The 23,708-nt window shown below is 42.3% G+C and carries 22 protein-coding genes; 4 read left to right on the plus strand and 18 right to left on the minus strand.

Features of this window, described 5'->3' with window-relative positions; all coding sequences use genetic code 11:
• Positions 1-3 precede the first annotated feature (3 nt).
• The 4 genes from ACLJJ6_RS09500 to ACLJJ6_RS09515 all read right to left on the minus strand — a co-directional run bounded on the left by ACLJJ6_RS09500 (position 4) and on the right by ACLJJ6_RS09515 (position 5,207).
• Positions 4-321 (minus strand): acetyl-CoA carboxylase, encoded by a 318-nt coding sequence (locus tag ACLJJ6_RS09500; RefSeq protein WP_412989212.1) that lies wholly within the window; start codon positions 319-321, stop codon positions 4-6.
• Positions 314-1,612, minus strand: a complete 1,299-nt coding sequence (locus ACLJJ6_RS09505; protein WP_412989213.1) for a Y-family DNA polymerase — start codon at positions 1,610-1,612, stop codon at positions 314-316. The genes ACLJJ6_RS09500 and ACLJJ6_RS09505 overlap by 8 nt, the downstream gene beginning before the upstream one ends.
• Positions 1,613-1,719: 107 nt before the next feature.
• Positions 1,720-3,492 carry an ABC transporter ATP-binding protein gene (locus ACLJJ6_RS09510; RefSeq protein WP_412989214.1) on the minus strand — a complete coding sequence of 591 codons (1,773 nt, stop codon included), beginning with the start codon at positions 3,490-3,492 and terminating at the stop codon, positions 1,720-1,722.
• Entirely contained in the window at positions 3,489-5,207 is a 1,719-nt protein-coding gene (locus ACLJJ6_RS09515; protein ID WP_412989215.1) for an ABC transporter ATP-binding protein, read from the minus strand. Before ACLJJ6_RS09515 ends, ACLJJ6_RS09510 begins: the two co-directional genes overlap by 4 nt.
• A gap of 162 nt (positions 5,208-5,369) precedes the next feature.
• Here ACLJJ6_RS09515 and ACLJJ6_RS09520 point away from each other — a divergent pair, with 162 nt between their 5' ends.
• A complete protein-coding gene (locus ACLJJ6_RS09520) occupies positions 5,370-6,026 on the plus strand; it encodes a TetR/AcrR family transcriptional regulator (protein WP_412989216.1) in 657 nt (218 codons plus the stop codon).
• Here ACLJJ6_RS09520 and ACLJJ6_RS09525 read toward each other — a convergent pair.
• The 4 genes from ACLJJ6_RS09525 to ACLJJ6_RS09540 form a co-directional block, all read right to left on the minus strand.
• On the minus strand, positions 6,023-7,201 hold the full coding sequence (locus tag ACLJJ6_RS09525) for an ArgE/DapE family deacylase (protein ID WP_412989217.1): 1,179 nt from the start codon (positions 7,199-7,201) through the stop codon (positions 6,023-6,025). The genes ACLJJ6_RS09520 and ACLJJ6_RS09525 overlap by 4 nt on opposite strands.
• A gap of 12 nt (positions 7,202-7,213) precedes the next feature.
• A complete protein-coding gene (locus ACLJJ6_RS09530; protein ID WP_412989218.1) occupies positions 7,214-8,827 on the minus strand; it encodes a peptide ABC transporter substrate-binding protein in 1,614 nt (537 codons plus the stop codon).
• A 172-nt stretch (positions 8,828-8,999) separates the two neighbouring features.
• The gene (locus tag ACLJJ6_RS09535) at positions 9,000-9,674 is read right to left on the minus strand and encodes an endonuclease III domain-containing protein (protein WP_412989219.1); all 675 of its coding nucleotides are present in this window, start codon (positions 9,672-9,674) and stop codon (positions 9,000-9,002) included.
• Complete coding sequence (locus ACLJJ6_RS09540) at positions 9,671-9,802, minus strand: hypothetical protein (RefSeq protein WP_412989220.1); 132 nt, start codon at positions 9,800-9,802, stop codon at positions 9,671-9,673. The genes ACLJJ6_RS09535 and ACLJJ6_RS09540 overlap by 4 nt, the downstream gene beginning before the upstream one ends.
• A 238-nt stretch (positions 9,803-10,040) precedes the next feature.
• Between ACLJJ6_RS09540 and ACLJJ6_RS09545 the strand changes: the two genes are divergently transcribed.
• A complete protein-coding gene (locus ACLJJ6_RS09545) occupies positions 10,041-11,459 on the plus strand; it encodes a C69 family dipeptidase (RefSeq protein WP_412989221.1) in 1,419 nt (472 codons plus the stop codon).
• Positions 11,460-11,572: 113 nt separating this feature from the next.
• Here ACLJJ6_RS09545 and ACLJJ6_RS09550 read toward each other — a convergent pair whose 3' ends face one another.
• The 10 genes from ACLJJ6_RS09550 to mutY all read right to left on the minus strand — a co-directional run bounded on the left by ACLJJ6_RS09550 (position 11,573) and on the right by mutY (position 22,104).
• Positions 11,573-13,207: a peptide ABC transporter substrate-binding protein gene (locus tag ACLJJ6_RS09550; RefSeq protein WP_412989222.1), complete on the minus strand. Its 1,635-nt coding sequence runs from the start codon at positions 13,205-13,207 to the stop codon at positions 11,573-11,575.
• A gap of 18 nt (positions 13,208-13,225) precedes the next feature.
• A complete protein-coding gene (locus ACLJJ6_RS09555; RefSeq protein WP_412989223.1) occupies positions 13,226-14,563 on the minus strand; it encodes a M20/M25/M40 family metallo-hydrolase in 1,338 nt (445 codons plus the stop codon).
• Between the two features lie 15 nt (positions 14,564-14,578).
• Entirely contained in the window at positions 14,579-16,219 is a 1,641-nt protein-coding gene (locus ACLJJ6_RS09560) for a peptide ABC transporter substrate-binding protein (protein WP_412989224.1), read from the minus strand.
• Between the two features lie 340 nt (positions 16,220-16,559).
• Positions 16,560-17,621 (minus strand): PTS transporter subunit IIC, encoded by a 1,062-nt coding sequence (locus ACLJJ6_RS09565; protein WP_412989225.1) that lies wholly within the window; start codon positions 17,619-17,621, stop codon positions 16,560-16,562.
• Between the two features lie 20 nt (positions 17,622-17,641).
• Positions 17,642-18,832: an aminotransferase class I/II-fold pyridoxal phosphate-dependent enzyme gene (locus ACLJJ6_RS09570; protein ID WP_412989226.1), complete on the minus strand. Its 1,191-nt coding sequence runs from the start codon at positions 18,830-18,832 to the stop codon at positions 17,642-17,644.
• 306 nt (positions 18,833-19,138) lie between these two features.
• On the minus strand, positions 19,139-19,633 hold the full coding sequence (locus tag ACLJJ6_RS09575) for a hypothetical protein (RefSeq protein WP_412989227.1): 495 nt from the start codon (positions 19,631-19,633) through the stop codon (positions 19,139-19,141).
• A gap of 141 nt (positions 19,634-19,774) precedes the next feature.
• On the minus strand, positions 19,775-19,936 hold the full coding sequence (locus tag ACLJJ6_RS09580) for a hypothetical protein (protein WP_412989228.1): 162 nt from the start codon (positions 19,934-19,936) through the stop codon (positions 19,775-19,777).
• A gap of 185 nt (positions 19,937-20,121) precedes the next feature.
• Positions 20,122-20,298: a hypothetical protein gene (locus tag ACLJJ6_RS09585; protein ID WP_412989229.1), complete on the minus strand. Its 177-nt coding sequence runs from the start codon at positions 20,296-20,298 to the stop codon at positions 20,122-20,124.
• Positions 20,299-20,985, minus strand: a complete 687-nt coding sequence (locus tag ACLJJ6_RS09590; RefSeq protein WP_412989230.1) for an NAD(P)H-dependent oxidoreductase — start codon at positions 20,983-20,985, stop codon at positions 20,299-20,301.
• Between the two features lie 12 nt (positions 20,986-20,997).
• A complete protein-coding gene (gene mutY / locus ACLJJ6_RS09595) occupies positions 20,998-22,104 on the minus strand; it encodes an A/G-specific adenine glycosylase (protein ID WP_412989231.1) in 1,107 nt (368 codons plus the stop codon).
• A gap of 147 nt (positions 22,105-22,251) precedes the next feature.
• Here mutY and ACLJJ6_RS09600 point away from each other — a divergent pair, with 147 nt between their 5' ends.
• Both ACLJJ6_RS09600 and ACLJJ6_RS09605 read left to right on the plus strand, forming a co-directional pair.
• Positions 22,252-22,410, plus strand: a complete 159-nt coding sequence (locus ACLJJ6_RS09600) for a hypothetical protein (RefSeq protein WP_412989232.1) — start codon at positions 22,252-22,254, stop codon at positions 22,408-22,410.
• A gap of 83 nt (positions 22,411-22,493) precedes the next feature.
• Entirely contained in the window at positions 22,494-23,696 is a 1,203-nt protein-coding gene (locus ACLJJ6_RS09605; RefSeq protein WP_412989233.1) for an MFS transporter, read from the plus strand.
• Positions 23,697-23,708 lie beyond the last annotated feature (12 nt).

The raw sequence follows: 23,708 nt of genomic DNA on the forward strand, positions 1-23,708 counted from the left end.
TACTCACCTCTTACTGATTCTGGTCTGTGCTTGCGGCCAAACAAGCTCTTCAAAGCCTCGATACTGTATGGTGATTTGGGTTTGCTGTTTAATTTCTTGCACAACACCCTCCAAATAGGCCAAATCATAACTCTCGAGGGTATGTAACGGAATTGACTTCTGCCGATCGTGCTTAGGTTTTATGACCAGAAAGAAGTTATAAACCTGATCAAAATGATCGCGGACAACCAACATTTGATAGATTGTGCGTGATTTGCGTAAAAAATCCTTTGCCAACCGTTCCAAAATCACTTGTGCTGCTTGTTGTCTTGTTTCAGTCAAAACTGTTCCCTCCATTATGGCCGCCCACTAATGCTGAACGTTCCAGCATTGTGGCGCCGTTTAATAAACTACTGGCTGGAATGAGCGCCGTTGCCCCAAATTGATCGTGAATTTTATCTAGGACACGGACCATAAGATTTTGCTTGATTTGTGTGTGGGGATTAGTAAACAGGTCCAGCTGCAAACTACGACTAGTCGATAAATGCGACAAACCAACCGCAATATTGCGAATCCCCTCTCCATTCCAAGAGCCACGAAATAAATTAATTAAGTATTGATTGATTTGATCTGGGTTATCCGTCGTATCAATGCGCATGGTATGTGCGAATCCGCTTCGACCATCTCCATTTGTACTGGCATAGGAAAACCCAATCATTAAACTGACACATCCTGCTTGTTGATGGTGATGACGCATGCGGGAAGCTACCTGGTTCCCGATCTCTTTGATAACCGTTTCGATTTCCTTTTGGTCCAGATAATCTCTTGGTAACACCTGAGAATTACCCCAGCTTTTATCGTGCGGCGTAATCAGGTTACTTAATTCACTGCGATCAATGCCCCAAGCCAGTGCTAGCAATTGTGTGCCAATAACGCCAAATTCTGTTTTAAGCTCATAGGGATTGGCGTGGGCCAAATCATCCATACTGTGAATTCCGACGCGATTCAAATGTGCTGCTGTCCGCCTGCCAATACTCCAAACAGATTCAAGTTTTGTAATCGACCAGATCTTCTGCGGAAAACTTTCGTAGGTCAATTCCCCCATTAAGTCCTGATCATGTTTAGCAAACAGATCCAAGGCTAACTTAGCTTGCACCGGCGTTTCGCCAATGCCAATGGTGGTCCATAATCCTAGGCGGTCATGAACGGTGGTCTGCATTTTTTTAGCAACTTCTAGTGGTGTCTTGCCAAATAGGCGCCACGACTTTGTCATATCTAAAATTGATTCGTCAATGGAGTAGGGATAGCAATCTTCATCAGCAACAAATTGCGTAAAAATCTGATTAATTTCTAAATTCTTTTTGATGTACAGATTCATGCGCGGCGGAACAACAGACAGGCGCTCATCGTGGGGCAAATCACGGCAACGCGATACGTTGGATAAGCCAAATAGCCGTTTGGCAGTAGGTGAGGCTGCTAAAATTAACCCGCCATTCGTGTTTTCGGCTTCTGACATGACCACAATAACTGATTCCAAAGGATCCTCGCTGCGCGCAACTGATTCAACACTGGCGTAAAAAGATTTATTATCAATCATAAAGTACACGCCATGAGGCTCTCGTTCGTAATTCATCCCTATCACCTCTTTGCACTTCATTATACGAACATGTGTTCTTGAAAGTCAACAAAAAAACGAAGCAGCCCAAAGTAAATTTGTCCTGCTTCGTTTTATTTGTCGATTTATTCGAAAACAAATTGATTATGATAAAGTTCGGAATAGAATCCCTTCGCTTCTAAGAGCTGTTCATGGCTGCCCTGTTCGATTACTTTACCATCCTTCAACACCACGATTTTATCGGCGTTCAAAATGGTTTTTAACCGGTGAGCAATGACAAAACTGGTACGCCCTTGAATGACATTATCCATCGCTTTTTGAATCTTAGCTTCCGTTACCGTATCCACATTGGAAGTTGCCTCATCCAAGATTAAAAGTGCCGGATTGGTCAGAATTGTTCGAGCAATGCTAATGAGCTGCTTTTGTCCCGTTGAGAAAACTGAATTTTCATCCGAAACGTGGGTTTCATAACCCTTATCTAAACTCATAATAAAATCATGAATATCAGCTTGTTTGGCCGCTGCATAGATCTCTTCATCACTAGCTGCTGGTTTACCAAAGCTAATATTTTCCCGAATTGTCCCCGAAAAAAGCACACTGTCCTGCAAAACAATCCCAACATGATCACGCAGACTTTGAAGGTCAATCGCCGTCACGTCAACACCGTCAAACGTAACGGAACCTGAGTTGACATCATAAAAACGATTCAGCAGATTCATGATGGTTGTTTTCCCAGAACCCGTCGGACCTACTAGCGCAACCATGTGTCCCTTTTCCACATTCATCGAAACATCGTGCAGAATTTCTTTGTCTGGGCGATAACCAAAATGGACGTGATTCAATGCTACCCCTTCGACCAAGCCCGTTAATTGTTTGCCATTTTGGGGATTAACTTCATCTGGTTCTTCAAACGTTTCGTTCAAGCGGCGCGCTCCGGTAATCGCTACTTGGAACATGCTGTAAAGTGAAGAAATTTGTGAAATCGGTTGATAAAACTGTTGGGAATACTGCACAAACACGACCACTAATCCTAAGGCTGCGGTTCGTGACATGTCGCCATTTAACGCTAGCCAACTGCCAAAAAAGATGACAATTGCCGTATTCACCAAAGACAATCCGTTCATAACAGGAAACAGCATTCCTGAATAAACTTGACCCTTGAAAGTCGCCTTTCTGACTCGTTCATTATGCGGTAAGAACCCCGCGATCGCTTCTTTTTGCAACCCATTGGTGATCACAATTTTTTGCCCACTAATTTGTTCATTAATGTAGCCGTTAAGTTTTCCCACTTCATCTTGTTGTAAATCAACGTATTTACGTGTTTTAGCAATTAAAACGACTGCAATAAGGACCGCCAACGGGGTTGACGCGATTGTTACCCACGCAAGCGGCACACTTTCATGAAACATCATGATGATAATTCCAATCATCATCGCAATATTCAGTAAGATCTCCCCTAAAGCCTGATTTAATGCATTAGAGATGTTATCCAAATCGCTTGTAAAACGACTCAGAATATCACCATCTTGATGAGAATCAAAGAACTTGATCGTCATTCGCTGCAATTTTGCAAATAATCCGCGACGCATCCGATTTGTGGAATTTCCCGAAATATACGTCACCACAATACTGGAAATAAACATGCCGACTGTTGTCAAGACATAAAAGAGCAACAACAACCAAATTGCGTGCATAATAAATGAACCTTTATCACTCACGCCGCGGGTTAGGCCGATAACATAGTTCGCAAGTTCAGTGATGGCCTTTCCCATATAAACCGGTGCTTTTACTTGGAAGTACGTAGATGCCATAATCGCTAGAATTGTGACAGTAAAACCAAGTTTATAGCGTTTCATATAGTGATAAAAGAATTTAATGGCTTTCCCGATTTCGGTCATTTAAGTGCCTCCCTTCCTTTTTGGGTTGCATAAATTTCTTGATAAATTCGGTTACTTTTAACGAGCTGTTCGTGGGTGCCTTCATCGACTAAACGGCCATCATCCATGACCAAAATGCGATCTGCATGAAGTACTGAAGCAATTTTTTCAGCAATAATAAATGTTGTTGTGCCTTTTAACTCATGGTCTAGAGCTTCTTGGACCAGCTTTTCTGATTGAGCATCCAAGGCAGAAGTGGAGTCATCCATGATCAGAATCTTTGGTTGCCCAATAACACCGCGGGTGATAGATAACCGCTGCCTTTGCCCGCCTGAAAAGTTAGCTGAGCGTTCTTCGACTTGTGCTTCATAGCGTTCCGGCAGCCGATCAATAAATTCAGCAGCTTGGGCAATCCGACTGGCCCGATCCATATCATGTTCGGAGGCATCATGTTTACCTTGCCTTAAATTATCACCCACTGTTCCCGAGAATAAAATTGCCCGCTGCAACACAAACGCTACTGTTTGCCGTAACGAACGTTCATTAACTTGCTTTAAATCAATGTCGCCGACTTTGACCACGCCTTGTTGCGGATCAAATAACCGAGGAATCAACTGCGCTAAGGTTGATTTTCCGGATCCCGTTGCTCCCACAATACCGATCATTTCGCCTGATTTCACCTGGAAACTAATCTCTTTTAAAGTTGGTGCTTCGTCTTCTCCATAGGTGAAAGATACTTTTTCAAAACTGACTGACCCGTCTAACTGCTGCTCAGCCACATCTGGATACGTAATATCTGGCTGTGTGTTCAAGACTTCACGAATACGTTGCAGTGAAACCATGGCGCGAGCACTAAATGTCATCATCATGCCGCCAATAATGATAGCAAACATGACTTGCATCAAATAATTCACAAACGAAGCAATCGCAGCCACGCTTCCGGGATCACTCTTAGCCAAATCGCCAACGAAATAGATTGCTGCCACAACTGCCAGGTTGCCGACAAGTGTAAAAGCTGGAATTAAGATCGAAAATAGGGTCCCCACAAAAATATTTTGTTCATTTAATTTATCTGAAACTTCATTGAATCGCTTCTTTTCGTTAGCCTCCTGATTAAAGGATTTAACGACCCGAACACCAATCAAATTTTCTTTAGCAAGTTCATTAACGCGATCAATTAAACCCTGCATCAACCCAAAATGGCGACCCATCTGTCCAAAAGTTGCAGCTGAAATTGCAAGCACGACAATCACCAAAAGCACAATGATCCACCATAGTTGATGGATTGTGTTAATTGCGAGGACAAACGCCCCGATAAATAAAATTGGCACCCGTAAAAGGGATTGTAGTGTTGTCATGATTAGATTTTGAATTTGGGTGACATCATTCGTTAATCGCACCACCAAGTTTCCGGCTTGAAACTTTTCAATATTGCCAAAAGAAAAAGTTTCAATTTTGCGAAATATAGTTTCACGCAAATCGGCACTCATCGATTGCGCCACTTTTGCCGACAAAACCGTATTTAAGATCCCCGCGAGCAGCCCTACAACGGCAATCACGATCAGCATAATACCCAGATTAACTATTTTGTGATTTTGATCTTTTAAAATGGCATTAATCACATCCTGTAATAATCGCGGTTGCCAAAGCGTTGCTGCCGCCATTACGATCACTGTGATAACGGCAAATAAAATATCTCCCCAATATTTTTTGGCGTGTGCTGTTAAAATTCTCACATGCTTCCTCCATTTCTAACTTTCATGTTATGATTATACCAATTTATCCAACACTGTTGGATAAGTCAACAAAAAAAGCGTTAATTTTTAAAATAGCGATTCTTATCATCACTGTTTTGACAATTAACACTTTATCAATTCTAAAAAGGAGCGTCACTTGACATGCCCAAAGCAAAAATCTCGCGATCCCAAATCATTCAAACTTCACTCGCTACACTAGCTGAGTGCCGCACGCTTGATCAATTCTCCATGCGTAAAGTCGCAGCCACCCTCAAAGTCGATGCTTCGACCCTTTACTGGCATTTTGAAAATAAACAGGCTTTGCTTCAGGCCATGGCCGATGAGATCGCCTCCCAAATTACATTTCCCGATAATCAACGGGACTGGCAGACACAGTTGACACAATTATTTCGAACTATTTTTGCTGTTTATACGGCACATCCTCACGCTGCCGAACTCATGTTAGAAACCATTCCGGCATCAAAAACGCGGCTAACGTTGATGGATCACATTATGGCCATTCTCGTAACCGCCGGCTTTAGCGAGACCGAAGCCAACGAAGCCATGACCACGATTGATTTTTTTCTTACCGGTTTAATAATTGACTTAACCCGCGAACAGCAATTTCGTTCTGAAATTAACAGTAAACAAGCCGCCTACCTTCATGACCAAGTTCAGAAAATGCACCAAATTACCCATGATGCCAAACTCAATCACATGCAAGCAGCCGTTCAGTTCCGTAACACCTACACTGCCAAACAGCAATTTGAAGTTGGCTTGAAGTTAATTATAAACGGCCTTTTGGCGAGCAAATCCTAAGCTTCTACCTTAGCAGTTTTGGCAATACCGACAAACTGCTGTGCAACGTCTGCCAAATATTGAATGCTCGTCAAATACTGGTCAAGATCCACGTACTCATCATAGCCATGCGAAGAATTATTCCCTGGCCCCACCAGAATAATCGGAAAGTCTTTTTGCGCTTGTACAAACTCAGAACCATCGTTAGCACCAGAAGAGCTTTCAACCGGCAGGGTTTTAGCAAAGTATTTTGGACTGATTTCTTGAGCCAGTTTTGTGAGTTGATTTTCACCGTTAATAATGGGAACTTCGGGGTAAATGAACTTCACTGCCAGCTTCATTTGGGGATCACTCGCATTCAACTTCGCGACGATGGCTTGGATATCAGCAAAAATCTGTTCATTCGAATATTCAGGAATTGAGCGAATATTGCCTTTCAGCATCGCAAAATCAGGCACACTGTTAACCTGCTTCCCGCCTTCAATAATGTCAATGCTATGCGTCATCTTTCCTAATTTAGGATTTTCTTCTTGGTGTTGAGCCATCAACTGTTTAACAGCTAAGTAAAATTGAATTAAGTTATCGATGGCATTGACACCCATGTCTGGTCGTGAACTATGCGCCGGTACCCCAACTGACGTCACCTGATAATCAATGACACCTTTACAACTGGTAATAATACCATCCATATGCGGTTCCGTAATGATAAGGCCGTCCAAGTCATCCGCATACCCTGCTTGAGTAAGCACATGAGCCCCGTACTCTCCGGTTTCTTCGCCCACCGTAGCTAGCAGCTTAATTTGACCTTGGACTGGGGTATTAGACTCCAATAGTTCCAACATCACAATCACTGCAGCTGCTAGCCCACTTTTCATATCGGAGGCTCCACGGCCAAATAGTTTATTACTAGCCTCATCTACTTCACCGCCAAACGGGGCATGCTCCCATTTCTCAACGTTACCAGGATCCACCACATCCATATGCCCGCTGAATCCCAAGTGCGTTCCGTTACCGTTGCCCATAGTAACCACTAGATTTACTCGACCTTTGGCAAAAGGAACCTTAGTAATCTGCACCTGTTGACCATAGGGAGCAAACAGGGCGGCAATGTAGTCTGCAACCTGTTCTTCATGATCATTAACGGACTCAATTTGAATTAAATGCTGTAAAATACTAATTTTTTCGCTATCTTTCATTTTTCTCTCTCCTTATTTAACTGAGGCATACTGATAAAGTGCATTGCCACCCTGATTAGAATACGTTAAGCCTTTAACATCCTTGCTGACCAAATGCGTCGCGGTTGATTGATAGAGGGGTACAATTCCCTGTTTTGCCATCAAATATTTATCTGCTTCTTGCATCAAAGCCCATCGTTCGCTCGTTGTGTGATGATTCGTGTCATCGATTTCATTCATTAATTTGGTGTAATGTTTGTCCGCCCACTTTGTGAAGTTGACCGGATCCTGGCCATTGCCAAGCTGGAGGAATTCTTCGGGATCTTGATTGTCGCCTGTCCAGCCATCCAAGTTAATATCATAATCACCATTAGAGGCCACACCAATGTGTTGGGCATGGGGCATCGGTTTGATGGTAATCGTTAGCCCTTTTAAGTATTTCTTGGCTTGTCCTTGAATATATTGGCCGACCTGCTTGTCAGTCGCGGTATTATCAACCAGCATGGTCAACGTTAATTTCTTTTTACCTAGTTGTTTTTGTGCGCGTTGCCAATCTTTTTGAGCTTCAGAAACGTTGTAGGAAAGCAAATTTCCTACTGTAGTGGCAAAGTCTTTCCCGCTCTTCTCATCCGTAGCATCTCCCTTGGGAACCATGTTCAGTGCCGGAATTGAGCCATCTGCCAATACCTTTGTTGTCATCGTCTTCCGATTTAAAATCAGACTGATCGCTTTTGACAGGTTTTCGTTACTTGTTGCTTTATGCTGGTAATTAAATTCAAGAAACGCCATTCGTGAAATCAGATGCGTATTCAGGTTCTTGGAATTGGCAAACTGACTTACGGTCTGTCCAGAAATGGCGGTTTCTTGGACTTTATTACCCTTAAACAGATTAATTGCCGTTGTGTCATCCTTCACCACCTGAACGTTAATCTTACTTAATTTAACTTGCTTAGCGTTCCAATAGTATGGGTTTTTCTTGTAAGTCCAGCTATCTTTTGTCGCATCCCAGCCAACCAGTTTGTAAGCGCCGCTGGACACAATTTTTTGAGAAGAGCTGCCGTAACTTGATCCATATTTTTTCACGTACGATGTATAAACCGGGTAAAGTGAAGTTGCTAAAACGGTTTTTAAATACGGTTCCGGCTTTGAAAGTTGAATTTGAAGTGTCTTTTTATTCAAAGCTTTAACTCCCAACGCCGATGGTTTCACTTTGCCATCTTGAACTGCCTGATAATTTTTCACATATGTGAGCAGGTTGGCAACTTGTGATTTGGTCTTTGGATCCACTTGCCGTTGAAATGAGGTAACGAAGTCCTGTGCCGTAATCGCCTTGCCGTTAGACCACCTGGCATCCTTCTTAATTTTAAATGTGTAAGTTTTGCCGTTATTTGTCGGTTGCACAACCTTCGTCGCAACTCCAGCCACTACTTTTTGATTTTTATTCAGCTTATACAATCCTTCATCTGTTTGTGTAAACAAACTCCCACTATTTGTATCGCCGCCCTTGTTCGGATCAGCCGTGGCAGGATTACCGGCTAATGTGACGTTAATGGTCTCTGGATTACTGTCGGCTTTTCCAGCTGAACAACCTGCAAATAAAATTCCAGAAAATAAAATGGCACTCATTGCTAAAATTTGTTTTTTCATGTGCTTACCCCGCTAAAGTATTTATATTCATAATTACGTTTAAAATAGAATAAATATTCAATAACTGTATATTACCAGTTTCTCATCAAAAATCAATCCATTTTTAATTATTTATACAAAAAAATCCACAGATAATGATTTTTAGTCATTATTTGTGGATATATACAACTATTTATGCAATTATTAACTGACCTTGGTATTTTCCCAAAAAGCTTTGTGTAAATGCCATCTGTGTTTTCACTACCTTGCCATAATTCACAATCAGGGCATGAAAGTTTTGCCACCCGCTCAGATCAAATGTCACCTGCGCCTCAATAAGGTGCTGCGCATCCCGATATTTGGCCGGCAGCTGACAGCCCAACCAGCCGAAAAGACGGCGCGAATACGCATCTACCATAAAATTCGGTTTGTCGAAAACATACATTAAGATATAATCAGCGGTCTCGTTCCCAATTCCTTTTAAAGCTAATAATTCTGCGCGTAATTTGGACTGCGGATAAGCTTTAATTTTTGCGAGATTAAACTGGTAACTTGCCAACCAGTGACAGATATTATAGATGGTTTGGGTTTTTCGGGTGTAAAAACCACTAGTTCGAATCAAGTCGGTCAGTTCAGCCAAATCTAAATGTGCGACCCGTTCTGGATCAAAATTAGTCCTCGTTTTTAAATTGACCAAACTGGGCGCCACATTTTGCCAATTGGTATTTTGAACCAGAATCGCGCCATAAATAATTTCCCAAGGCGATTCTGCCCAGTCCGTTCCCTCTTGAAGCCACACTTGATGCCCCATCTGCGCATTCATAATCTCATACAGATCGTTTAAAGTTATTTTAGCTGCAGCTTTCATCGGCGATTCTGCCACCAATTATAAAGATAGCCTGCAATAATGATGATTAACAAGGCAATGATTTTGGCTGTGGTTCGCGGAAACGGAATGTGGTTAAACCCCAGCAGTAACTGTGAAAAAAATATCATGATACAACGCTCCATTCTTTATCCTCTATAATCTTATAAAGCAACCAAGAAAGCAAACAAAAGTTCTTTTAGTTGTTCGCACAACCTAACTCCCTAAATCCTCGCAGACCCCGTTTATTTTGCACCCGTCTTAGATTTCAATTTTAATCCACACAGCTCTTTAACATCGTCTTCATGAAGTTAAAATCATTTTGCGTTAGAATGGTTTTAACAAATAATTATAAAGGGAGTTTTTACATTGATGGAAAAAGCTTGTACAACTGTTTTAGTTGGTAAAAATGCATCGATTGACGGATCAACGATGATTGCCCGCAATGATGATACTTTTTTGCCTATCGCACCGCACCGTTTTTATATGCATCCAGCAGAAAGCGATGTTAACGAAACCATCACTTCTTCTCAAAACGGCTTTACTGCTAAATTACCAAGTAATGGGTACCGCCACAGTGCTGTCCCGAATATCAATCCTGCTAAGGATGGCATTTATGACGAAAGCGGCTTTAATGAAAAAAACGTGGCCATGAGTGCAACAGAAAGTGTCTATGGCAACCCTAAAGCTCTAGCTTATGACCCTTTGGTAGCTGATGGTTTAGCCGAAGACAGCATGCCAACGATGGTGCTACCTTATATTGACTCCGCTAAAGACGGTGTGGCTTACTTAGGTAAATTAATTGCCCAATATGGTTCTCCTGAAGGCAATGGTGTTATTTTTAGCGATAAAAATGATGTTTGGTACATGGAAATTGTCACGGGCCATCACTGGGTTGCACAACGCATTCCTGATGATGCTTACGCTGTTGCCGCTAACCAAGTGGCTATCCAACAGATCGATTTCAATGATCCTGATAACTTCATGTGGTCTGAAGGTATTCAAGAATTTGTGGAAACAAATCATTTAAACCCAGATAAAACGGGTTGGAATTTCCGTCACATTTTCGGAACTTCAACAGAAAAAGACCGCCACTATAACACTCCTCGGGTTTGGTTTGGCCAACATTACCTTAATCCTGAAATTCAACAGGATCCACAGTCTGCTGAACTACCTTTTATCTGCCATACAGAACACAAAATTTCGGTTGAGGATGTTGGCTACATTTTAAGTTCCCACTACAACGAAACGCCCTACGATCCATTTGGTCATGCCGATGACAAAGACCGTTTGAAGTTCCGTCCCATCTCAATGAACCGGACACAAAACTCGCACGTCTTACAAATTCGCAATAACGTGCCCGATGCGTTGTCTGCCATTTTCTGGTTGAACTTTGGCGTTCCAGCCTTTTGCCCATACGTTCCATTCTATAACAACGCGACAGACACGGATCCTAGCTACAGCAATACTTCTGAAACTATGAACTTAGAGGATGCTTACTGGATGTACCGGGCTCTTTCGTCCGTTGTTGAAGGTCACTACAGCAAATTTATCCAAGAAGATATTGACTATGTTACTGCTTCACAAGAAAAGTTACGGGCGCGGGTTGCTGAAGTTGATAAAAAAGCGGCTGCCTATTCTGGTGAAAAACTAACGGAATACCTGACCGACGCTAACCACGAAACGGTTGCGGCAATGAAGAAACGGACCATGTCGTTATTCTATCAACTGTTAACGGAAGGTCTGACTCTCTCTAAACTAACTTTCAATATGGATAAAAACCTTTAATTTCATATCATGATAGTTGAACTAAAAAAGAAGTTCCCTCAGCGGCCAATCGCTATGGGAACTTCTTTTTTGTTTTTTATTTTCTTAATTGAACTTCAGTTTAGTTCAACCATTTATTTTTCTACATGTGCCCACTTGTAATCATATGGTGCTCCCGTTGGATGGTAAACAATTCCTTTGACCTTTGGATTAACCAACTGGGTTTGAACGGCTTGATAAAGCGGAACAACTGCTTCTTTTTGCATTAAAAGCTTTTCTGCTTTTACAAAGTCCTCATAACGTTTGGACTCATTATTAGCGTCTTTGCCATTGGTTGCTGCCACAAGGCTATCATAGGTTTTGTCTGAAAAATCACCATAATTATAGGTGTTGCCGGTTGTTTCCAACTGGGCAAACGTCAATGGATCTGTGTAATCACCAATCCAACGTACAATTGTGATATCAAAGTTACCACTCAGTTGGGCACTCTGCGCCCCTTTGGTTGGCAGTGAGCGAACCGTAACTGTTGCACCCGGCAGATTTTGTTCAACCGCACTTTGAACTGCTTCAGCTAGTTTCTTTTGTGAATCATCATCACTAACCACAAGCTCAAAGTTGACTTTGGTCTTGCCTGTTTGCTTCAAGCCAGTTTGCCAGTATTTCTTTGCTTTGGCAACATTGTGCGCCACCGCTTCTGGATAACTGGCATCCTTGGTAAAGTCGGTCCCGGTCTTTGGATTTGTTACAAAGGCGCTTGGTAAGAATCCCTTCGCTGGTGTGGATCCATCCGCCAAAACTTTGGACGTTAATGTCTTACGGTTGATAACCAGTGAAATTGCCTTACGGACATTAACATTGGCAGTGGCCTTTCCCTTCTTAAAACTCATTGCTAAATAGCCGGTCTGCCCCTGTTCATACTTCACAAAGGCTTTGTTACTCTTCTCTTGACTAGCTTGTTCGCCGGAAAGCAAAGCATCGTCCAGCTTGCCTGATTGATAGAGGTTAAGCGCTGTATTAGGGTCTTTTACAACTTTAACGGGAATCTTGCTAACTGCAACATTTTTCTTGTCCCAGTACTTGTTATTCTTAACAAGTTTCCAGCTCATGTTTGTCCCGTTCCAGCCGACCATCTTAAACGGACCGCTGTAGACCATATATTTGCTGCTTGTACCATACTTAGAACCATATTTTTCAACAACCTTCTTATTTTGCGGGAAGAAGGTCCCAAACGCCATTAAGTATTTGAAGTATGGTGTCGCGTGTGTCAAAGTAACGCGTAATGTCCGCTTATTTAAAGCCTTAATCCCTAACTTATTCGGGCTCATTTTACCGGCTGAAATTTCGGTCGCATTTTTAACGTTTTGCATAATATAAGCGTAGCCCGCTTTTGTCTTTGGATTAACCGTTCGGCGCCAAGAATAAACAAAATCTTGAGCTGTCAAAGGATCCCCATTACTCCATTTCAATCCTTTGCGCAATTTAAAGGTGTAGGTTTTCCCATTATTAGTCGGTTTAACCACTTTTTCAGCTAACCCTGCTACCGGCTTATTTCCTTTGGCAACCCGGTACAGACCTTCTTCTGTGTTATTAACCATATTGAATGAAGTTAAATCTGTAATCTGGGAACTATCGATCGTCAGTAAATCCGACTGTTCCATAATACTAAAGCTTTGATTTTTGGATTCAGAACTCTTTGCGCTTCCGCATCCTGCAAGTAAAACTGATAAAAGAAGTGTCGCCGTGCCTAGCTTTTTCCACTGATTTTTCATATTCAAATCCCCTTAGAATTAATTTGCAAAATTTTTAAATAGCTCTGTAAAGTAATAAACGCCCTCCTGATAATCCTTAACCCGAATGTTTTCATTTGGTGCATGGGCGCCACTTTTGGCATAACCAACGCCAATTGAAACCACCGGAACCTGCAGATTATCGAAAAATGGCTTCTCAGGGCCACCGCCCGCAGAGTTAGGAATTAACTTGGCTCTCTCTTGACCGTAAACCTGTTTAGCCGTTTGCACACAGGCTTTTACAAATGGGTCATTGATGTCAGATCGAAAAGCATCTTCCCCTAAATTAAAGGTGGCTTTGACATCGCCGTAACCATTTTTCTTTAGCTGTGCTTCAACTAAATGAAAAATGGTTTCTGGATCCTGAGACGGGACTAACCGGCAATCTAATTTGGCGCGTGCTTCCTTGGGGACAATTGTTTTAACCCCATCGCCTTCGTACCCCGAAGATAACCCGTTAACGGTCATCGTGGGGGCATTCACTAATGCATACTTCGGGTCATTAGTGACTAACGGGCGTCGCAAACCATAGGTACGCCGGACCGTCTCTTCGTCAAAATCCATTGTTTCCACAACTCGCTGCGTACTTTCGTCCAGTCCCTCGACATCTTTATAGAAACCTTCAACTAAAACTTCGCCCGTTTCCGAATCTTTTAAGGAGGACAACGCTTCAACTAACCGCCACGCGGCATTATCCACATAAGCAGCTAGGGAAGAATGAATATCCACGTCAGCAGTTTTGACGGCTAAATCAAAACTCACAATGCCTTTGACACCGGTCGTAATATCGTAGTTTTCCTCCGAACTCTTATCGCCACCTTCCCAAACACAAACATCAGTCTGTAAAGCTGCTTTGTGATGGGCAACGAAATCTGGAACTTTAGGACTACCAACCTCTTCGCCACCTTCAACAAAGAATTTCAAATTGCAAGGTAACCCGCCGTGACTTTGGAAGTAACTCACCACACTTAAACGTGACATCAGCTCACCTTTGTCATCTCCGGCGCCACGTGCATACAGATAACCATCCGCAAAGGTCGGCTCAAACGGTTCTGTTCGCCATTCTTCTAACGGTTCTGGTGGCTGCACATCATAGTGGTTATAAAACAAGACGGTTTTGTCAGCTTGTCCCGAAAATTCCGCAAAAACGACGGGATTGGCACCTGGTTCATGCCATTCTTCTACTTTTTTGGCCCCTAAGTCTTTAAATTTTTGCATCAAATAAGTTTTCGTTTCTTCAATCCCTTTGTTCTGGGCCGAAATACTGGGGATTTTTAGCAAAGCACTTTGTACCACCATATCCTGTTGTGCAAATTCTTCTACATCTTCTCTACTCATAACTTTCACCTCAATTTATTTAGCAACATACGCACTCTTCAAATAAGTGCCGCCACTAGCTGTAGTTGTCGCATCTTTGACTTTAGGATTATGCAGATAAGTTAATGCTGGCTGATCCATTGGGGAAACTGCTTGATCCTTCATCAAAATCTTTTCAGCTTTCAGATAATCGTCGTAGCGTTTTTCCTCGTTGTTTGCATCCCTATCAGCAGCTAATTCCATGTATTTATCAAATTGCTTATTACTGTAAGACCCAAAGTTATAGGCATTGCCCGTTTCCTCTAGTTGCAGAAAATCCATTAGATCTAAGAAATCCGGTCCCCAGGAAGTTAATGCCATATCCCAGCCTGAGTGGGCAGACATTCTCGTAATTGCTGTTTTCTTTGGTAAACTATTCACTTCTACGTTGGCACCCTTTAAAGTTTGGTTAACGGCGCTCTGAACGTATTCGGCAGTTTGTTTGTTAGCATCTCCATCCCAACACATTAGACTAATTGTCAGCTTGGAAACACCAAGTTGTTTTAATCCTTTAGCCCAGTACTTTTTCGCTAAAGCCTTATTTTTAGTGACTGTGTTGGCAACTTCCGCTTCACTGGCAAAATCCTTGCCAGTCTTCGGATTTGTTGCAAATCCAGCCGGGACAAATCCTTTGGGCGCTTTGGCACCGTTCGCCAAAACTTTTGTCGCTAACTGGTTACGATTTAAGACCAGCGATAAAGCACGGCGAATATTAAGATTTTTCATAGCCTTAACTTTGAAATTATAGTCGGCATAATCGGTTCGGTTATCCATTACCGAGTAGTAAGCTTTGTTATTCTTTTCTTGAGCGGCTTGCTGTCCAGAAAGGGTGATATCATCTAACTTCTTAGACTGATAAAGGCTCAAAGCTGTACTTGGATTTTGCACTACTTTCATATTTACAGTTTGTAAATGGACATGCTTTTTATCCCAATAATTCTTGTTTTTTACTAATTTCCAGCTCAGGTTGGATCCCGTCCATCCCTTTTGCACAAATGATCCGTTGTAAACTGTTTTGGCACTTGTGGTTCCGTAAGCTTTCCCATATTTTTGAACCACTTTTTTATCTTGCGGGAAAAATGCCATCAAGGTAGTTAGCTTCTTAAGATAGGGTGCGGATTTTTCTAATGACACACGGAAAGTATACTTATCAACGGCTTTAACACCCAGTGAACTGGGTTGCTTTTTACCACTCTCAATGGCATCGGCATTTTTAACCGCTGTAAACAAAAAAGCATTAGGTGCTTTGGTGTTTGGGTTAACGCTACGTTGCCACCCATAAACAAAATTAGCAGCCGTTACTGGATCGCCATTGCTCCATTTCATCCCTTTTCGCAAATGAAAAGTGTAAGTTTTACCATCTTTGCTGACGGTAGTACTTTTAGCAGCTGCGGGCGTTACCTTACCATTGCGATCGGTGTGGTATAAACCTTCATTCGTATTTTGTAACTGGACACCAGACGCCTGGTCATCCGATAAAGAAGGATCCATTGTTTCAAGTTCGGTTGAACTCATGAGATTGTAGGTTTGTTGGGCGGCATATTTTCCATTTCCGGTACTGGCAGTTGTTTTTCCGCACCCCGCCAATAAGGTGATGGTTGCTAAAGTCAACCCGGTTATTTTCCATTTATTTTTCATAAGCGTCCTCCTCGGAGTATTCAAAAAGAGGATAAAAAAATACCCACCGTTTCTTTCTTGTGAAAGCACGATGGGTAACTTTTTATCCTCTTTAGGCCATCTCAAAATATTAGCTAAAAGGTTAAAGTCACAGCACCGTGCGCTTTAATAATTAAGCTAATAATGACTAAATCGATTAGGTTAACTAATTTATGAACACGTTGCATGTGACTTCATCTCCCTTTGATTGAATAAATTCATTATAGCGAGATAAAATGAGAAGTCAACACATTTTTTAATTTTATTTTAATTTAAATCTAACCATTCCCGCTCTTTACTCGGGATCCCGGAAAAACTTGGATTAAGCATAATTCAATTCAAAATCACTGTTTTTATAAAAATGCAGGCGATTGGCAAACAAGTAATCACTGACTAACCCTAACCCAATCGGCAAAACAAAAAACAGAAGGGTAACCAGGATCAGTGAGCTTGCGCTTATTGCCCCCATACCATTTAAGGCCGCGATGGGACCGATTAGCCCTGAAAATCCGAAACCAGCGCTCATAGCAGTACCCTGAATGTTTAGTAAGGCACCGAGCCCGCCGAGAATACCGGCATTAATGATAATTGGCACAACTAATTTAGGCCGGGACATAATATTTGCCATCTGCATCTTTGGCGACCCCAGGAAATGAGCTAAAGAAGTTCCGAGTGAATTTACTTTCCATCCGTAAATAGCCAATGCAAACCCAGCCGCGACAATTCCTAAATTGGCGGAACCAGCAGCTACGCCATGAATACTGATGGCCGCCGCAATCCCCACGGATGAGATGGGTGAAATAATCAAAAGTGCGAAAACAATGCCTAACAGCACACCCATGACTATCGGTTGTAAGTTAGTTAACTGCATCACACCGATACCGAGCAGTTTGGTGATGCCACTAACTGGGCCTAACGTTAAAGTGCCAATCCCCCCCGCAATCACCAACACAAGCGTTGGAATTAACAGAATTGTATAAGCTTTTAGCCGTTGGCCCAATAATAAGATTAACGCATAGCCAATCATGATGGTAATGGCAATATTGATGACATCGCCAGTCCCACTCACATTAAATCCATTGGTCCCAACTTTAAAGTTACCAGCGCCCATCACTGCAGCCAGTGCAATTGAAGTCGTTTGAATAGGTGAAAATTTAGCTAGCATGCCGACACACACGGCACTTACTGCTGGTAATAGTGTCATGGCCGCATTTGTCATGGCCATAATCGTACTTCCAGCCGGGAAAACGGGCAACAATGCCGTTAAGAACTGATTCAGCAAGGCACTTGGTACTAAGGCCACAATAATTCCGATTGACAGTCCATTTAACGTGTTCATCACAACTTCTTTTGTAATATTATGTTTTGCTTTTGTTTGATCCATTTAAACCACTCCTCCGTTTTTTATTGGGCAATTGGTGTTACAGCTTCTTCACGCGCATAGGTCTGAATGCGCTGAATGGCCTTTTTCAGATCCTCTGTGCTGGCCGCGTAACTGATTCTGACGTAGCCTTCGCCACCCGGACCAAATGAAGCTCCCGGAATTACGGCTACTTTAGCCTTTTTGGCAAGGTCATAGCAAAATGCCCAGCTATCCTGATTAAGCGTCGCCGGAATTTTAGCGAAGAGATAAAACGCCCCATTAGGATTCGCACATGTAAAACCAGCTTGGGAAAGTCCCGCAACCAGTAGATCACGCCGGGTTTGATAAACAGCCCGCATCCTCTGACCATCATCCATTCCATTTTCAAACGCTTCTTGTGCGGCCGCTTGCGCGTTGGTAGTGGCAGAAGTAATGGCAAATTGATGGACTTTCCCGATTTGGGTAATGACATCAGCCGGTCCACATAGTAACCCAATCCGCCAGCCGGTCATGGCATGAGATTTCGATACCCCATTTAAGACGATCGTTTGTTCAGGCAACAGGCTCCCCATTGAAACGTGTGTACCTTCATAGGTCAGTTCACTATAGATTTCATCACTAACAACAAAAATATCGTGTTTTTCAATTACCCGTGCTAATTTTGCCAAATCTTCTCGCTTATACGTTACGCCCGTGGGGTTGTTTGGAAAGTTGAGAATCACGGCCTTGACGGTATCCTTATTAGCTTCAATCGCTGCAGATAATTTTTCAGGAGAGAGAATAAAGCCCTCATCGGATGTATCGATAAAAATCGGTTTCGCACCATTTAGCATCGTCACCGGAATGTAGAGCGGAAAAATTGGCGTTGGAATAATCACCGTATCGCTCGCATTTAAAATTGCGGTGAGTGACGAATAAATGGCCTCAGTGGCGCCCGTTGTTACCAGGATCTGTGTTTCCGGCTTATAATCCAGCTGATACTTTTGGTGCAAAAAGTGGGCGGCTGCTCGTCGTAATCCTAGGGTCCCCCGTGAATTTGTGTAGTGGCTTTCGTTATTTTCAATACTACGAATGGCCGCTGCCTTGACATGGTCGGGAGTATTAAAATCCGGCTCTCCTAGTGTGAGTTTGACAATGTCCGGAATTTCAGCAATTTCTTGGTTAAATGCCAAGATTTCTGAAGGTGTCAGTGCTGAAACTTCTTTTTTCATTCGATTAATCAATTTGCTCATGAGCATTCCTCCTAAAATATAAAAAACCCCTTCCCAGCCATCACAATGACTGAAAAGGGGTTTTCCTCAGTAGGTCTTTTAATTCCCCCGCACAGTCATTTAACGTGATCTGTGCGGCCGGTTTTAGTTCACTCTAAAACGCTTTTGGCTCCCACAAATCACACGCGGAAAAACCAAAAGTAATAACGACAACTATTCAATTGAGTTTGTGGTTTAATTTTCATTATAAAAACTCCTTTGAATTAAAGACGTGTTTTTATCATACCATTTTAATTCTTTTAATCAAGATGTAATTTTATTTTTTTGCTATTTTTGTTTCCAAAGTAATTTTCCCATTAAGAAAATACTAATTAGCGGTCCCAGCAGCACATAACCCATCCGTATAAACAGATTCACTATGGAATTAAAATTAGCATCCTGCAAGGCGTATCTTTGTACCGTTAGATTTTCTTGGACATTGGCTACACCTACCCGCCCCCACGCGTCTTGTTTGTGCCGCTTTTCACGTTCATGCTGATTAATACGAGCTCCTCGTTGCAGAAAAGAAATTTGTTGGAGGGTCCAGAGTTTTCCTCGCAACAGAAAAAATTGGCATCCCCACGAGAGAATGAGCCAGCTGTTAAAAAAGTTCAGTACAATATGGATATGACCATTTTTGTCCATATCAAAAAAGGCCATCAACAGGCCGGTTAAAACTGTTTGCCCTAATACACGAAAAAAATACCGTCTCCATTTCACTGTAAAAGCCCCCTGCCAGCAAGTTTCATATTTCAAAAAAGGCCCTTTTAAAGTTCCCAACATTGCAACACACCTAAAAATTCAGTCCGGGATACCATTCCACTGGAAACCAATCTCTAAGTTGACCTTACTTGCATGATCAAATTGCCGAGCCTCAATTCACCACTAGACCCATTTACTGCCAAACCAGTCTAAGGATTGGATTTAGGTGTTATAAATTGCCTTTTCTGTCGCGATCAACGTTTCGAAACGGTAAACATTAAAAAATAATGAGATTTGAACGTAGAATAGCACATCCACAAAATATTGTCTATGCTTATCCTGTAATAAAAAGTCCGTGAAACAAATTGTTTGTATTTTACGCATACTAAGGTGGCTCTCATTCAAAAACGCACTGTTTTGTGTTTTGCATCGGTTGGTTGTCGTAGTTAGGCAGCGGTATGACGCTTTTTTTCTTGCATCCATCTATTAAAATCCGAAAATAAAAAAGCTGGTGTTTTTCCCAGCCATTTCATCTCAAATAATTCATTATGAATTCTAGTCATTTTAAGTTACCACTTACTTGGATTCCATGTTCGACCGTCAACTTCTCCTTGGCTTTGCTCCAAACGTTTTTGTTGCTCTTCAACAAGCGCCATCAAGCTTCTAAAAAAAGCACGATCCTCATATTCCTTACTCGTTTCTGCTAATATTTTCAGTTGGGCTTCAACCCATTCATTTGTGTCCATTTACTCATCCTCGTTATCTTTAATCAACGACAGCGTCCATCGCAACTCTTCCAGCTGTTCGCGATTATCCTGCACCGCTGTTAAGATTTGGGTCAATTGCTGTTTTGAGGTGCCCTTTGTTTGATCAATTTTGGCCTTCAATTGACCTTCAAACCAAAGCTCCTGACCGTGAAAACTGGTGAAATCTGAATTGGTAATGTACTGTTGGTAAGTGACTAACAATGCTTGTTTTTGGGCGTCCGTTAAATATGCAAACTGAAAAATCGGCAATGGCGGTAAATAAGACATCTGAGCCTTATGTGCTAATGCCTGGTAAGGACGCAATAGTTCTGACATGGTATAGTCTTCCTTGCCCCCCGCCACAAATTCACGTTTAGCATCTCCTGTAGTCACCACAATCCCTAACTCTTTGTGTGCAAGCTCATGCTGTGCGCCGTAAACAAAATTACGGGTTAAAACTTCATCCTCCCAGTGTTTGAGCAGCGCCGGCGCACTGTACCAGTATAAGGGAAACTGGAAAATAATCCGGTCATGGCGCCGCAACAAAGCTTGTTCTGCGGCCACATCCACATCTGGCGCGAGTACGTGCCACGTTACGGTCGAAAAGTTTTGCAAACTAGTTTTCAAAAATTGTTGTGTACCGGAATCTGCCAGTTGGGGATGAGCCACAATGACCAATGTTTTCATATTTTCTTACCTCTAGTCAAATAAATTAATTTGCCGTTTTTGATAGGCTTGCCAGATTTTCTTTTGCACCGTCGGAACTGGCAGTTGATCGAATTTTGCTTCAGGTACTACCCGGCCCGCAAAATGACTTAAATCGGGTTGCTTGCGAAGGTCAGCGTGCAACAAGGCGATATGCCACTTTTGGTGAGTAAATGTGTGCGTGACCGCCGGACCAGCTACCCAGCGAAGGGCAACTTTAATTTCAGTTTCATCACAGAACTGCTCGGCAAGTACTGTCGGGAGTGCTTCAACTTCAGTATCCGTTTCGTTTGCTAGCAATGGAAAAGCCCAGAGTTTAGCTAACAATTCATTGCTGGCCCGTTGCTGAAATAAATAGCCTTCGGGTGTATGAATAATTAGGGCAGCTAATTGCTTGTCCACGGGTTTCAGCCGTTTGGAGCGTACTGGAAAGTCAGCGACCCGCCCATCTAAGTACGCTTGATTAAACGCTCGAACCGGCGAATTCTCATTATCCGGATTTTTCGCCGTCATATAACTCGCTCCCAGGTCCATGATAGCTTGGTTAAAATCACCAGGACGATCATGCGGGATTAGTTTACGAATAACCGTTTCAAATAATTGCCGGGTTTGCGGCTTAGTAATGTCAGCCTCAATTTCTAGCAGTTGCGAAAATACGCGAAAGGCATTCCCATCCACAGCTGGTTCCGGCTGATTAAACGCAATACTGGCAATGGCTCCTGCGGTGTAGGGTCCAATTCCCACCAATTCCTGAAGGCCGGCCTTAGTTTGCGGCCATTTGCCATCATAATCATCTAGCAGTTGCCGGGCAGCTCGTTGCATATTACGCACCCGCGAATAATAGCCGAGACCTTCCCACGCTTTCAGTAATTGGTTCTCTGGCGCACGTGCTAAGTCGTCAATCGTAGGAAACATTTTCATAAATCGGTGGTAATAAGGGATAACTGTATTTACCTGCGTCTGCTGCAGCATAATTTCAGATACCCAAATATGATAAGGATCATGATCTTTTCGCCATGGTAACTCGCGGCGATTCTTATCATACCAATCTAGCAAAGTTGTCTGAAATGCCTTTGTTTTCGCATCTGACCACGTTAGCATATGTGACTTCCTCTCAATTCTACAATTACTATATCATCAAGAGTCTAGTATACCGATAATTTTTAAATTTGTCTTTTACGGCTCCTTGTCAGGCAAAAAAGCATATGTTAGACTGAAAACTATCTTGATACGGAAAGGAGTACGCCCATGTCTGTGGCCACAAATCTTAAACATACAGCTGATTACCGGGATTTTGCCGGAATTATTTGTGCAGAATCTTATATTTTGACGGCTAAGGGGACAAGTCTGTCCATTTTTAATCGTCAATTTAATTCTGCGACCACACAAATGCGTGCTTCCTTATAAGCAAGTCAGAATTGTGTTTTTTAAGCGGGTCGCTTTGGCAGCCCGCTTTTTTATTGGTCGCTCTCACATTTTAGGAGTGCCACATGGAAACTAACCTTAGAAATTATGCAACTGTCAATCGTACCGTTCACGCTAACTATCATTACAGCTTTTGGGCCTTTTTTAGCATTACCAGTCTCTGGGTAATTTATCTGACTCAGCAAGGGATGACCCTCGTTCAAGTTGGCCTTTTAGAAAGCATCTTCCATATTGCCAGTTTATTATTTGAAGTACCCTCGGGAACCCTTGCCGATCGTTTCGCCTTTAAAACGGTACTTATAATCGGCCGCATCATGGCTATTATTGCTGGCATCCTATTTTTAACGGGAACTGGATTTTGGTGGTTCGCGCTGGCTTTTATCATCCAGGCCTTTTCGTACAATCTAGATTCTGGAACCAATGAAGCTTTGGTTTTCGAATCCCTGAAAACACAACACTTAGAAAATCATTATTTAAAAATTACTGCGAACCTGAATGCAATTTACGAACTTGCGGACATGTTGGGACTAATGCTTGCTGGCTTCTTTGTGCACTGGCATTTTTCATTAACCTACGTCATTTATATTTTTACTTCATTCCTAGCAATTACCGCTATTCTCCGTATGCAAGAACCGCTTACTGAAACATCGGTTGAAAAATCAACGACAACCACTCTGGCAACCATCATAGCTACTAGCTGGCAGTTTTTGCGTACCCATAGGTTAACTGCCATATTGATGTTTTTTCTGGCCTGTTACGAAGCGGTTGGAACTACCTATTTTTTCTATTTTCAAACCTTAATGTCTAATTATCATCTCCGCGGCTGGCAAATTAGCGCCGTGATGATATTGGCTGCTATTTTTAATATTTTTGGTGCCAAAAATGCGCCCAAATTGGAAAAGTATTGGTCTAAACGACACCTGATTGTTGGGCTCATCGGACTGATGATAGTGGGCTTACTTGCCAGTCTTATTCCCAGTTTTCCCATTTTAACCTGTTGCTTCATCCTTATTAGTTTAATTACCACCGTCGTTGAGCCAATTTTTAATGATTATCTCCAGCAACAAATTCCTTCCGACGCTCGCGCAACTCTACTTAGCGTCATGAGCATGATGTTTAGCTTAGTCATGATTGGCTTTTTCCCCATTGTGGGTGCTCTTGTGTCTTGGCTGCACTTTGAACAAGCATTTTTTGTTGTCGGTCTTTTTCTACTGGTAAGCTGTTTATTAGGGCTTATCGGTCGCTCATTTCTCACTCATAAAAATTAACTAAAAAGGTCA

This window comes from Pediococcus siamensis (genome assembly GCF_047220215.1).
In the GTDB taxonomy this organism is placed as follows: Bacteria; Bacillota; Bacilli; order Lactobacillales; family Lactobacillaceae; genus Pediococcus; species Pediococcus siamensis.